This window comes from Bradyrhizobium sp. SRS-191 (assembly GCF_024586915.1).
Taxonomy (GTDB): Bacteria; Pseudomonadota; Alphaproteobacteria; order Rhizobiales; family Xanthobacteraceae; genus Bradyrhizobium.
On the sequence record NZ_JANBVS010000002.1, the window covers coordinates 515,063 to 527,045 of the forward strand.

Genomic DNA, 11,983 nt, shown 5'->3' on the forward strand with positions numbered 1-11,983 from the left:
GTTGTTTTGTTTTTGGGCGGGGCGAGATGTTCTGGATGTCGCGCGCGATCGTCGTGCCGCTCTTGATGATGGCGACCTGCTCCCAGAACGAGACGCCGGCGACAGACGCCGCAACGCCCGTTGCCGCGGCTGCGCCGGTCATGGTGGCCAACCCGACCAAGATCGGGGAGTGCGCGGAGAGGACCATCGCATCCATTTCGACGCGCATGAACGACAGGCTGCCGTCCAAGCAGCCCAAGCCCGGCAAGGACGGCGGCAGCTTCGTGGCGTACACTAACAAGGATACGCAAGTGTTGTACGACTGGAGCGCGGCGCTCGCGCGCTCCAAGGTCGGCGATCGCGTCCGGATGTGCCTCGTCTCGATTCCAAAGGATTGTCCGCCGGGCGACGAGCGCGGCCGCGTCTACGAGTCCACCAATCTGAGGACCAACGAGGCCTGGACCATGCCGGACGATCCTCATACCTGCGGCGGAGCCTAGCGCCCGGACGGGGTCTTTTGTCCGCTGTGCATCCACCATATCTGGCACAAAAGCGCAGGACGACCCGCAACGGCTTGGCTGTCCCTTGGCCTGCCGCTGCCCGTATGGTAAGGGCAGGGGTCTTTTCCGACCGCCTTCACTGAACCGACCGCAGACCGCTTAAGGTCTTGCGGACGTGGAGATATTCCGCCGATGACCGCTTCCAGCGCCAAGCCCGCCTCGTCCGTCGATTCCTTCTTTTCCGCCCCCCTGGCCGAGGCCGATCCCGAGATCGCCGCCGCCATCAAGGGTGAGCTCGGTCGGCAACGGCACGAAATCGAGCTGATCGCCTCGGAAAACATCGTCAGCCGGGCGGTCCTGGAGGCACAGGGCTCGGTGATGACCAACAAATATGCCGAGGGTTATCCGGGCGCGCGCTATTATGGCGGCTGCGAATGGGTCGATGTCGCCGAGAACCTCGCGATCGACCGCGCCAAGAAACTGTTCGGCGCCAATTTCGCCAACGTCCAGCCGAACTCCGGCAGCCAGATGAACCAGGCAGTGTTCCTGGCGCTGCTGCAGCCCGGCGACACCTTCATGGGCCTAGACCTCGCCGCCGGTGGCCATCTGACCCACGGCTCGCCGGTCAACATGTCCGGCAAGTGGTTCAAGGCCGCGCACTACACCGTCCGCCGTGACGACCACCTGATCGACATGGATGCGGTGGCCAAGCAGGCCGAGGAAGTGAAGCCGAAGCTGATCATCGCCGGCGGCAGCGCCTATTCGCGCCCGTGGGACTTCAAGCGCTTCCGCGAGATTGCCGACAGCGTCGGGGCCTATCTGCTGGTCGACATGGCGCACTTCGCCGGCCTCGTCGCCGGTGGCGCGCATGCCTCGCCGGTGCCGTATGCCCACATCACCACGACCACGACCCACAAGTCGCTGCGCGGCCCGCGCGGCGGCCTGATGCTGTGGAATGACGAGCAGTTCACCAAGAAGATGAACTCGGCGATCTTCCCGGGCCTGCAGGGCGGCCCGCTGATGCACGTCATCGCCGCCAAGGCGGTGGCGTTCGCCGAGGCGCTGCGGCCGGAGTTCAAGGTCTACGCGAAGAACATCGTCGAGAATGCGAAGGCGCTGGCGGAATCGCTGCGCGCGCAGGGTTTCGACATCGTCTCCGGCGGCACCGACAACCACCTCATGCTGGTCGACCTCCGGCCGAAGGGGCTGAAGGGCAACGTCTCCGAGAAGGCGCTGGTCCGCGCCGGCATCACCTGCAACAAGAACGGAATCCCGTTCGACCCCGAGAAGCCGTTCGTCACCTCGGGCCTGCGCCTCGGCACGCCCGCCGCGACCACCCGCGGCTTCGGCGTCGCGGAATTCCAGCAGGTCGGCAGCCTGATCGCCGAGGTGCTGAACGCGATCGCGCAGTCTTCGGAAGGTAGCGCGCCGCTGGTGGAAGCCGCGGTGAAGGAGAAGGTGAAGGCGCTGACCGACCGGTTCCCGATCTATCAGTAAGGCTTAAGGCGACATGCGCTGCCCGAGCTGCAACAGCCTCGATACGCAGGTGAAGGACTCCCGCCCCACCGAGGATTCCTCGGTGATCCGGCGGCGGCGGGTCTGCGTCACCTGCAATTTCCGCTTCACGACCTTCGAGCGGGTGCAGCTGCGCGAACTGACCGTCATCAAGCGCAACGGCCGCCGCGTTCCGTTCGACCGCGACAAGCTGATGCGCTCGGTGCAGATCTCGCTGCGCAAGCGCTCGGTCGATCCAGAGCGCGTCGAGAAGATGGTGTCGGCGATCGTGCGCGAGCTCGAGAGCGGCGGCGAATCGGAGGTGTCGTCGGAGGCGATCGGCGAGATCGTGATGGAGCATCTGCGCGATCTCGACGACGTCGCCTATGTCCGCTTCGCCTCGGTCTATCGCAATTTCCGCGAGGCCAAGGACTTTGAGGCGGTGCTTGGCGAGCTGTCCTCGGAGGACGAGGCTCCGCGGCTGGCGCCGGTCCGCAAATGATCTTCCGGGTCCTGGTCGATCAGGTCGGCGAGAAGCTGCGTGCGCAGAAGGATGCCGATCGCCGCTACATGCAGCTGGCCTTGTCGCTCGGTCGGCGCGGGCAGGGCCGCACCTGGCCGAACCCCGCCGTCGGCGCCGTCGTGGTCAAGGATGGCGTGATCGTCGGCCGCGGCTGGACGCAGCCGGGCGGCCGGCCGCATGCCGAGCCCGAGGCGCTCCGGCGCGCCGGCGAGGCGGCCAAGGGCGCCACGCTCTATGTGACGCTGGAGCCGTGCTCCCATTTCGGCAAGTCGCCGCCTTGCGCCGATGCGGTGATCGCCGCCGGCATCAGCCGCGTCGTCTCGGCCATCGAGGATCCCAATCCCGAGGTGTCCGGGCAGGGCCATGCGAAGCTCCGCAGGGCCGGCATCCAGGTCGAAGTCGGCCTGTGCTCGGCGGACGCCAAGCGCGACCACGCCGGGTTCTTCCGCCGCATTCGCGAGGGCCGGCCGCACGTCGTTCTGAAGCTCGCCGTGTCGGCCGACGACAGGATCGCCGCGGCCGGCAACAAGCCGGTCGCCATCACCGGCGAGGCGGCACGGACGCGCGTACATCTGTTGCGTGCCCAGAGCGACGCCATCCTGATCGGCGTGCGCACTGCGATCGCCGATGATCCGCTCCTGACCTGCCGGTTGCCGGGCATGGAGACCCGTTCGCCGGTCCGTGTCGTGCTCGATCCGATGCTGCGACTCCCGATGACCAGCCGTTTGGTGCAATCGGCGCGAACCACCCCGCTCTGGATGGTTGCGTCCGCGCTTGCGGAGCCCGCGGCGGCGACCAAGCTCGGGGCTGCCGGTGCCCAGGTGATCCGGGTGCCGCCGCAGGCCGAGCCCTCCGCGCTGGAGCCGCCGGCGGTGGTCAAGGCCCTCGCCGAGAAAGGCATCACCCGGCTGATGATCGAAGGCGGCAGCCGCGTCGCATCGTCTTTCATGCAGAGCGGCCTGGTCGATGAAATCTGGCTCCTGCGCGGTCCCGGCGAGATCGGCGCCGACGGCATCGCTGCGCTGGACGCATTGCCGCTGACCGCAATCACGCAGTCGCCGGACTATCGCGTCCGTGCTAGCGAGACGCTCGATCCTGACACCCTTACGATTTACGAGCGCGCGTAATGTTCACCGGCATCGTCACCGACATCGGCGAGATCGTCAGCCTGACGCCGCGGACTGAGGGCAAGCTGCACCGGCTGCGCATCGCCTGTGCCTACGACCAGGCCACGATCGCCGATGGCGCATCGATCGCCAACAACGGCGTCTGCCTCACGGTTGTGCAGTCGGGTGTCGCCGACGGGAAGGCTTGGTTCGAGGTCGACGCCGCCGCGGAGACGCTGGCTCTGACCACAGCCAAGCACTGGCGCGTCGGTACCAAGCTCAACCTGGAGCGGGCGCTGAAGATCGGCGACGAGCTCGGCGGCCACATCGTCTCCGGCCATGTCGACGGCATCGCCACCATCGTCAGCCGCGAGAACCTGCCGGATATGGCGCGGTTCGTCTTCAAGACGAGCCGCGAGCTGGCACGCTTCATCGCCACCAAGGGCTCGATCACCCTCGACGGCGTCTCGTTGACGGTCAACACCGTGGACGAGCTGACCTTCTCAGTCCTCATCATCCCGCATACTCTGAGCGTCACCACGCTGTCGTCCTGGCAGACCGGCAGCGAGGTCAATATCGAGGTCGACCTGATGGCGCGCTACGCGGCGCGCCTCACGGAAATGAAGTAGCCTCGAAAGCGAGGCTTTCTGTCTTGGCTTTGCCGGCGCTCGCGCCTACAAGGCCAGCCCTCATGGCGAGGCGGCGCTGATGCGCCGGCTCGCGGCATGAGTTGATTTCATCTTGCCCTTCGCGACGCGGCCGAGTGGCCGCTCCCTTGTGGGGTGAGGCAGCTGAAGACAATGGAAACCGAACCATGGCAGACGCACGGCGCGCGCCGCTGAAAGACCAGACCGATATCACCGGCGCCCGGGCGCTGATCGTCGAGGCGCGCTTCTATGACGATATCCAGGACGCGATGCTGGAGGGCGCCACCGCCGAGCTGAAGGCGGCCGGCGTCAGCTACGACGTCCTCACCGTCACCGGCTCGCTGGAAATCCCGGCCACGATCGCGATCGCGCTCGATGCAGCCGTCAAGACCGGCAAGCCGTATGATCTCGCGATCGCGCTCGGCTGCGTGATCCGCGGCGACACCATTCATTTCGAGATCGTCTCGCAGGAATCCTCCCGGGCGCTGATGGACCTCTCGGTCGCGCGCGGCCTGCCGCTCGGCAATGGCATTCTGACGGTCAACAATGAGGACCAGGCCTGGGCGCGCGCCCGCGTTTCCGAGATGAACAAGGGCGGCGATGCCGCCCGCGCCGCGCTCGCGGTGCTGCGCATCAAACGCCGTCTGGCGCGAGGCTGAGATGGCCGAGAACAGCAACAGACCGTTCAAGGGCCCGATCCGCGCCAACAACGACCGCAAGGCCAACCGTCGCGGCGCCGCGCGCCTCGCCGCCGTCCAGGCGCTGTACCAGATGGACATCGCCGGCGCCGGCATCAACGACGTCCTCGCCGAATTCGAGAGCCATTGGCTCGGCAACGAGGTCGAGGGTGAGCAGTATCTGCCGGCCGAGGCCGCGTTCTTCCGCGACATCGTCTCCGGTGTGGTGCGCGACCAGACCAAGATCGATCCGGTGCTGGACACCGCGCTGGAGCGCGGCTGGCCGCTGCAGCGGATCGAGGCCATCCTGCGCGCCGTTCTGCGCGCCGGCGCCTATGAGCTGGAGCGGCGCAAGGACGTGCCGGCCAAGGTCGTCGTGTCCGAATATGTCGACATCGCCCACGCCTTCGTCGAGCGCGACGAGACCGGCATGGTCAACGCCGTGCTGGAGCAGCTCGCCCGGCAGTATCGCGGCGACGAGCTGGGGCCGAAATAGGTGATGCGCCGGACCGCAGCAGGGTCGTTGCGAACCGGCGCGGTGCCAGCCTGCTTGCTCAACTGTCATCACCCGCGAAAGCGGGTGATCCAGTATTCCAGAGACGTTCGAGGAATACGGAGGGGCCGCGGCGTACTGGATCGCCCGGTGGAGCCGGGCGATGACAGCGGAGTGCGGGGAGGGCGCCCATGACCCAAGCGCCCTCCGGCGAGGACTCCCTCATCGCCCGCTACTTCAAGCCCCTGGCGACCGATCCCGGCGCTTTCGGCCTCGTTGACGACGCCGCCACCATCCAGGCCGGCGCTGACGACCTCGTTGTCAACACCGACGCCATCGTCGAAGGCGTCCATTATCTCCCCGACGACCCGCCCGACACCATCGCGCGCAAGGCGCTGCGGGTGAACCTGTCCGATCTCGCCGCCAAGGGCGCGATCCCCGCCGGCTTCCTGCTGACGCTCGCTTTGCGGCAGAAGGACGAGGACTGGCTCGCCGCCTTCGCCCGCGGCCTCGGCGAGGACGCGACAAGCTTCGGCTGCTCGCTGCTCGGCGGCGACACCGTGTCGACGCCGGGGCCCGTGATGATCTCGGTCACCGCGTGGGGCCGGGTGCCCCGGGGCCGCATGGTGCACCGCTTCGGTGCCCGGCCGGGCGACAGGGTCATGGTCACCGGCGCGATCGGCGATGCCGCGCTCGGCTTGAGCATCCTGACGAGCAAAGCGGAAGCAGACTTGCTGGCTGATGATGCCGCCGCACGGGACATGCTGATCGGCCGCTACCGTGTGCCGCAGCCGCGCAATGCGCTGGCCATGGCCGTCCGGGATTACGCGACGGCGTCGATGGACGTCTCCGACGGTCTTGCCGGCGACCTGACCAAGCTTTGTGCTGCCTCTTCCGTGAGCGCCGACATCGTCCTGTCACACGTTCCGATCTCATCAGCAGCAAGCAAGCTCGTTGCTGCGGGAGCGATCCAGCTGGAAACTCTGATCTCCGGCGGCGACGACTACGAGATTCTCTGCACTGTTCCCGCAGCGCAATGCGACGCATTCCGCACTGCAGCTGACGCAGCAGGCATTGCTGTTGCCGACGTCGGCGCCATCGTCGCAGGATCGCATGCGCCGCGATTCCTTGACGGGCAGGGCCGTCCAATCAGCTTGAAACGGTTGTCCTACAGCCACTTCTGACACCCATTCGCAGCCGCACAATGCGACCAAAGAAGCGTCTGAATTTGGAGCGGTTCAGGTGTCGCGGCGTTGCGTCATCATGGCGATTTTGGCAAGGTTCATGATGTTCGAGGCGGCTCCGCCCGGAGCGGCCTGACAAGGGGGCGTGCGTCGCACCATCGCGGCGTGACGTAGTTAGAAAAAGCAAAGAGCCGAGGAAACTAAATGTCAGCTTTATGGGTGATCGTGCTCTGCGGAGCGCTGTCGATCGTCTATGCGATCTGGGCCACACAATCGGTGCTCAGCGCGGACGCCGGCAATGCGCGGATGCAGGAAATCGCGGCGGCCGTGCGTGAAGGCGCGCAGGCCTATCTTCGCCGCCAATATACGACGATCGGAATCGTCGGCGTCGTGATCTTCGTGCTCCTTGCGTATTTCCTCGGCATGCTCGTCGCGGTCGGCTTTGCGATCGGCGCGATCCTCTCCGGCGCGGCCGGCTTCATCGGCATGAACGTCTCTGTGCGCGCCAACGTGCGCACCGCGCAGGCCGCGACCACCTCGCTCGCGGGCGGCCTCGAGCTCGCCTTCAAGGCGGGCGCGATCACCGGACTGCTGGTCGCCGGTCTCGCGCTGCTCGGCGTCACCATCTACTTCGGCATCCTCACCGGCTTCATGAAGCTCGCGCCCGACAGCCGCACCGTCATCGACGCGCTGGTCGCGCTCGGTTTCGGCGCCTCGCTGATCTCGATCTTCGCCCGCCTCGGCGGCGGCATCTTCACCAAGGGCGCCGACGTCGGCGGTGACCTCGTCGGCAAGGTCGAAGCCGGCATCCCCGAGGACGATCCGCGCAACCCCGCGACCATCGCCGACAACGTCGGCGACAATGTCGGTGACTGCGCCGGCATGGCCGCCGACCTGTTCGAGACCTACGCCGTGACCGCGGTCGCCACCATGGTGCTGGCTGCGATCTTCTTCGCCAAGTCGTCGCTGCTGACCAACATGATGACCTTGCCGCTCGCCATCGGCGGCATCTGCATCATCACCTCGATCGCCGGCACCTTCTTCGTCAAGCTCGGCGCCAGCCAGTCGATCATGGGCGCGCTCTACAAGGGCCTGATCGCGACCGGCGTGCTGTCGCTCGCCGGCGTTGCGCTGGCGATCGGGTGGCTGATCGGCTTCGGCAAGCTCGACGGCGTCGACTACACCGGCACTGCGTTGTTCGTCTGCGGCGTTGTCGGCCTCATCGTCACCGGCCTGATTATCTGGATCACCGAATACTACACCGGCACCGACTTCCGCCCGGTCAAGTCGATCGCTTCGGCCTCGGTCACCGGCCACGGCACCAACGTGATCCAGGGCCTCGCCATCTCGATGGAGTCGACCGCGCTGCCGGCCATCGTGATCATCGCCGGCATCCTGGTCACCTACAGCCTCGCCGGCCTGTTCGGCATTGCGATCGCGACCACGACGATGCTGGCGCTGGCCGGCATGATCGTCGCGCTCGACGCCTTCGGCCCGGTCACCGACAACGCCGGCGGCATTGCCGAAATGGCCGGTCTGCCCAAGGAGGTCCGCAAGTCCACCGACGCGCTCGACGCCGTCGGCAACACCACCAAGGCGGTCACCAAGGGCTACGCGATCGGCTCCGCCGGTCTCGGCGCACTGGTGCTGTTCGCGGCCTATAACCAGGACCTGCAGTTCTTCATCGCCGACTCCGCCAAGCATCCGTACTTCGCGGGGATCAAGCCGGACTTCTCGCTGAACAATCCCTACGTCGTGGTCGGCCTGCTGTTCGGCGGCCTGCTGCCGTATCTGTTCGGCGCGATGGGCATGACCGCGGTCGGTCGCGCCGCGGGCGCGATCGTCGAGGAGGTGCGGCGTCAGTTCCGCGAGAAGCCGGGCATCATGCAGGGCACCGACAAGCCGGATTACGGCAAAGCGGTCGACCTGCTGACCAAGGCGGCGATCAAGGAGATGATCATCCCCTCGCTGCTGCCGGTGCTGTCGCCGATCGTTGTCTACTTCCTGATCTACGCGATCGCGGGCGGTGGCGCGGCCGGCAAGTCGGCGGCGTTCTCGGCCGTCGGCGCCATGCTGCTCGGCGTCATCGTCACCGGCCTGTTCGTCGCCATCTCGATGACCTCGGGCGGCGGCGCCTGGGACAACGCCAAGAAGTACATCGAGGACGGCCATTTCGGCGGCAAGGGCTCCGATGCGCACAAGGCGGCGGTGACGGGTGACACCGTCGGCGACCCCTACAAGGACACGGCGGGCCCCGCGGTGAACCCGATGATCAAGATCACCAACATCGTGGCCCTGCTGCTGCTGGCGATCCTGGCGCACTGAAAGTAGAACTGTCGCGACAAAAAAGACCCCGCGGTGCGAGCCGCGGGGTTTTTCGTTCGTCTTGGGAGTCTTGCTACTCCGCCGCGCGCTGCTGCGTCCGGTAGCTCTGGAGGGTGCTCTGCGCCATGCGCGGCTGCATCTGTGTGAAGTTCGCCAGATGCTGATCGAGCTGCGGGCGGGCGCTGCCGCTGGCGCTGGCCTGCATGAACAGCAGCGTCGTGGTGGTGACCCAGGAGAGGTCGAGCGCCTTGGCCAGCACCAGGAGCTGATCCGGCTGCTTGCGCACGAAGGAGCGCTCGACGACGTCGAGCGGCAGCTTGCACATCAGGGCCAGCGCCAGGGTGACCTTGTCGAAGCTGCCTTCCTTGGCAAAGCCGTGCAGCTGGGCTTCGTGGAGCTGGCCGGTCGCGTGCAGCATCTCGACATAGCCCTTCGCGTCGGCGAAATCCGCCGAGCGCATGCGCGCCGCCGCCTGAAGCCGATCGGACGCCTGCGCAACGGCGAGCTCGACGATCTCCTTGCGCGAGGCATCGGCCGACGCGAGCTGACCGCGCACGGCGTCCGAAGCTTCCACGAACAGCCGGACCAGCACCTCGCGCGGACTGTCAGGACGGCTCCACAGCTTCATCGCGAGGCCGGGATCGCCGGACGCCTTGGTGACGAGACCTGAAAATCCGTGCTCGGAAAAGCGTGCGCCGTCATTGTTGGCGGTGTTTGCGACGACGGCCTGATCGCCGCGATCGACCAGTACGTCGGTGATGGCCTCGGTCAGGGTCTTGCGGCCGGAGATCGCCAGGAGATGCTCCTGGCTACGCGCCTGCGCGGTGGCGACCAGCGTATGCTCGTCGAGCCGGTCGCTCTGGCGCAGGACGGGACCCGCAACCGCGATCGTCTCGTCACTGGCCAGCAGCTTGATCAGGCGCGGCGGCGCATCCGGCAGCACTGCGAGACGGCTGCCGAGCTGCGCCCGGGCCGCGACGGCGACGTTGTCGAGCAGCTTGAACAGCACGTGATCGAACAGGTCGACATGCTCTTCGTTGAACTTGCCGGAGCCGACGACGAACAGGTCGGTGACACGATCCAGGATTTCCGACTGTCGCGAGACGTAACGGCTGGCGAGGATGTCTTCGAGCTGATGCAGGACTTTGTTGGGCAAGGCGCGGCTCATGCGATGGTCGACGCCGCTGCCTGCCCTTCGGACGGTGATCAGGGGGAGGTCCTCTCGGAGGGCTTCGCCCCGGCATCCGCTGACGGTATCTTGCAACCAGATCAAAGACACGCGGCAGTCATCTATCGCACCATTCGGCTTAAGGTGCCGTTACACCGGACGCCGAAGGCCGGTACTCCGGTGTCGCCCGGACGGCTGGCGCCATTCACTGCACATCCATCTGCAGCCCTTCCTTCTGGATGATGGCGGCGAATTTGGTGGTCTCGGCCTGGACGAAATCGCCGAACTGCTGCGGCGTGCCGTAATCGGCCCGGGCGCCCATCGCGGCGATGTTCTTTCGGATGTCCTCGCGCTCCAGCAGCGCCTTGACCTGCAAATTGAGGGCATTGACGATCTCGGGCGGGCAGGCCTTGGGCAGGAACACGCCGAACCAGGACGACACGTCGAACTTGGCAAGCTCCGGCGCGCTCTCGCGCATGGTCGGCATGTCCGGCGCATTGGCGCTGCGCTCGGGGGTCGTCACGCACAGGCCGGTCAGCTTGCCGTCCTGGATCTGCGGCAGCGACGGAAACAGGTTGTCGAACAGGATCTGGATGTCACCGGCGAGCGCGGCCTGCAACGCCGGGCCGGCGCCGCGGAACGGGATGTGCGTCATCTTCAGGCCCGTGAGCTGCAGGAACCAGGCGCCGGTGAGGTGCGGGCTCTGGCCGACGCCGGATGAGCCGTAATTCAGCTTGTCGGGATTGGCCTTCAGGTAGGCGATCAGCTCGGGGATCGATTTGATCCCGGTCGACGGATGCGCCGAGACGATGTTCGGGATGCGGATCATGTTCGACACCGCCTGCAGCTGATCCGGCTTGTAGGCGAGGTTGCGGAAGATCGAATAGGCGATCGCGTTGGGGCCGGGATTGCCGATCAGGATGGTATAGCCGTCGCCCTTGGTGTTGCGCGCCACTTCGGCGGTGCCGATCGTGCCGCCACCGCCGGACCGGTTCTCGACCACGGCGGATTGTCCCCACGCCGTCTGCAGATGTGCGGCCAATAGCCGGCCCATCACGTCGGTGCTGCCGCCTGGCGCTGCCGGCACGATCAGCTTCACCGTTTCGGTCGGACGCCAGTCGGCGAAGCTCGTGCGCGGCAGAATGGCGGCGGTGGACAGCGCCGCGGCGCCGGATAGCAGCTTGCGGCGCGACAGCGCGATGCGATGAGCCAATGATTCCTCCCAGCTTTTGTTGGGTGGGAGGGTAGGGACGATTGCGCCGCCAGAGCAAGCACGGGAAACGCACGCAAGCTGCGCCAATCAGCGCAGCTGACATCGTTCCTGCCGTGACCCGGAATCAATATTCCGGACGACGGCCATCAGCTGCGGATCAGTTGAAGCTGAGCAGCTTGAACAGCGGCGTCAGGTAGCTGAGCTCCTGGCCCGAGGTCGGCGTGGTGCGGCTGACGAAGTCGAAGATCTTGCCGTCCTTCATGCCGTAATTGGCAAGCCGCCGGACCTGGCGGTTCTTGTCGAAATAGATCGCGACGACGCGCTGGTCCACGACCTTCTGGTTCATGAAGGCCACCGTGCGCTCGGCGCGCTGGGAGATGTAATAGAACACCTCGCCGTCGAGCGTCGCGACCGTGGAGGGAGTCCCCATCACGATCAGCACCTGGTCCTGGCTGGCGCCGATCGGGATCTGCTCCAGCGCGCCGGGCGGCATGATGTAGCCCTTCTGGAACTGCTCGCCGGTGCAGGCGGCCAGCGCGAGGCAGGTCAGCGCGATGGCGCCGGCGGTGCGCAGACGGGTGCTGAGGCCATGGTTGAGCAGGCGGGCGGTCATTCGCATTGTGTGGGTCATCTTCTTCAGATCGGATCCCGTCCCCTTGCGTCGGGCAGGGCGT

At 66.5% G+C, this 11,983-nt stretch carries 12 protein-coding genes; 9 read left to right on the forward strand and 3 right to left on the reverse strand.

Translation table 11 applies throughout. The features are described 5' to 3' along the window. The first annotated feature begins 35 nt into the window (after positions 1-35). From NLR35_RS06160 to NLR35_RS06200, 9 genes are all read left to right on the forward strand, one after another. Entirely contained in the window at positions 36-479 is a 444-nt protein-coding gene (locus tag NLR35_RS06160; protein WP_374940791.1) for a hypothetical protein, read from the forward strand. Positions 480-671: 192 nt separating this feature from the next. Then, positions 672-1,976 carry a serine hydroxymethyltransferase gene (glyA, locus tag NLR35_RS06165; RefSeq protein WP_257165653.1) on the forward strand — a complete coding sequence of 435 codons (1,305 nt, stop codon included), beginning with the start codon at positions 672-674 and terminating at the stop codon, positions 1,974-1,976. 13 nt (positions 1,977-1,989) lie between these two features. Next, on the forward strand, positions 1,990-2,475 hold the full coding sequence (nrdR, locus tag NLR35_RS06170; RefSeq protein ID WP_257165654.1) for a transcriptional regulator NrdR: 486 nt from the start codon (positions 1,990-1,992) through the stop codon (positions 2,473-2,475). Next, on the forward strand, positions 2,472-3,623 hold the full coding sequence (gene ribD, locus NLR35_RS06175) for a bifunctional diaminohydroxyphosphoribosylaminopyrimidine deaminase/5-amino-6-(5-phosphoribosylamino)uracil reductase RibD (protein WP_257165655.1): 1,152 nt from the start codon (positions 2,472-2,474) through the stop codon (positions 3,621-3,623). Before nrdR ends, ribD begins: the two co-directional genes overlap by 4 nt. Then, positions 3,623-4,231, forward strand: coding sequence for a riboflavin synthase (locus NLR35_RS06180; RefSeq protein ID WP_257165656.1), 609 nt, complete (start codon positions 3,623-3,625; stop codon positions 4,229-4,231). The genes ribD and NLR35_RS06180 overlap by 1 nt, the downstream gene beginning before the upstream one ends. 185 nt (positions 4,232-4,416) lie before the next feature. Continuing rightward, a complete protein-coding gene (gene ribH, locus NLR35_RS06185) occupies positions 4,417-4,908 on the forward strand; it encodes a 6,7-dimethyl-8-ribityllumazine synthase (RefSeq protein WP_257165657.1) in 492 nt (163 codons plus the stop codon). 1 nt (position 4,909) lies between these two features. Beyond that, a complete protein-coding gene (gene nusB, locus NLR35_RS06190; protein ID WP_257165658.1) occupies positions 4,910-5,422 on the forward strand; it encodes a transcription antitermination factor NusB in 513 nt (170 codons plus the stop codon). Between the two features lie 188 nt (positions 5,423-5,610). Next, complete coding sequence (thiL, locus tag NLR35_RS06195) at positions 5,611-6,603, forward strand: thiamine-phosphate kinase (protein ID WP_257165659.1); 993 nt, start codon at positions 5,611-5,613, stop codon at positions 6,601-6,603. A 204-nt stretch (positions 6,604-6,807) separates the two neighbouring features. Next, positions 6,808-8,928, forward strand: coding sequence for a sodium-translocating pyrophosphatase (locus NLR35_RS06200; RefSeq protein WP_257165660.1), 2,121 nt, complete (start codon positions 6,808-6,810; stop codon positions 8,926-8,928). A 73-nt stretch (positions 8,929-9,001) separates the two neighbouring features. Here the strand turns inward: NLR35_RS06200 and NLR35_RS06205 are convergent, their stop codons facing one another. The 3 genes from NLR35_RS06205 to NLR35_RS06215 form a co-directional block, all read right to left on the reverse strand. Continuing rightward, a complete protein-coding gene (locus NLR35_RS06205) occupies positions 9,002-10,084 on the reverse strand; it encodes a DUF2336 domain-containing protein (RefSeq protein ID WP_257165661.1) in 1,083 nt (360 codons plus the stop codon). A 217-nt stretch (positions 10,085-10,301) separates the two neighbouring features. Then, positions 10,302-11,309 (reverse strand): tripartite tricarboxylate transporter substrate binding protein, encoded by a 1,008-nt coding sequence (locus NLR35_RS06210; protein WP_257165662.1) that lies wholly within the window; start codon positions 11,307-11,309, stop codon positions 10,302-10,304. Between the two features lie 157 nt (positions 11,310-11,466). Next, positions 11,467-11,928 carry an outer membrane protein assembly factor BamE gene (locus NLR35_RS06215; RefSeq protein ID WP_006612783.1) on the reverse strand — a complete coding sequence of 154 codons (462 nt, stop codon included), beginning with the start codon at positions 11,926-11,928 and terminating at the stop codon, positions 11,467-11,469. Positions 11,929-11,983: the final 55 nt, after the last annotated feature.